The sequence below is a fragment of the Faecalibacterium sp. DFI.5.82 genome, from assembly GCF_029076575.1.
Taxonomy (GTDB): domain Bacteria; phylum Bacillota; class Clostridia; order Oscillospirales; family Ruminococcaceae; genus Faecalibacterium; species Faecalibacterium duncaniae.
In genome coordinates this window covers 1-297 of the sequence record NZ_JARFIS010000855.1, presented here as the reverse complement: position 1 = coordinate 297, position 297 = coordinate 1, and the positions used below count along the sequence as shown (strand labels likewise).

At 42.1% G+C, this 297-nt stretch carries 1 protein-coding gene; it reads left to right on the top strand.

Annotated features, from left to right (window positions below; all coding sequences use genetic code 11):
* Positions 1 to 152 precede the first annotated feature (152 nt).
* On the top strand, positions 153 to 297 hold a 145-nt coding region (locus P0G09_RS19215), incomplete at its 3' end, for a helix-turn-helix transcriptional regulator (protein WP_275253470.1).

The following is a 297-nucleotide window of genomic DNA, read 5'->3' as shown; positions in this document are numbered from 1 at the left end:
ACTACCTGTATCATAGAACATTTTTGTGCCCTGTGCCGTATATCCACAAAGTAGGAATCAGGGGGAAAATCAGAAATTTCCACGATTGAGGAAAGTGTGATATAATCCAGTTAAACGGCAGAAATAAAACCACCGGAAAGGAGCGTGCGCCCATGAAAGTTGCAACAAGCATACAGGAACGCCTTTGGGAACTCCGCAAAGACAAAGGCTTAAATCTGGAAGAACTATCAAAGCTGACGGGCATTTCTAATTCAGCCCTTGGCAGTTATGAAAAAGAGGATTATAAGGAAATCAATC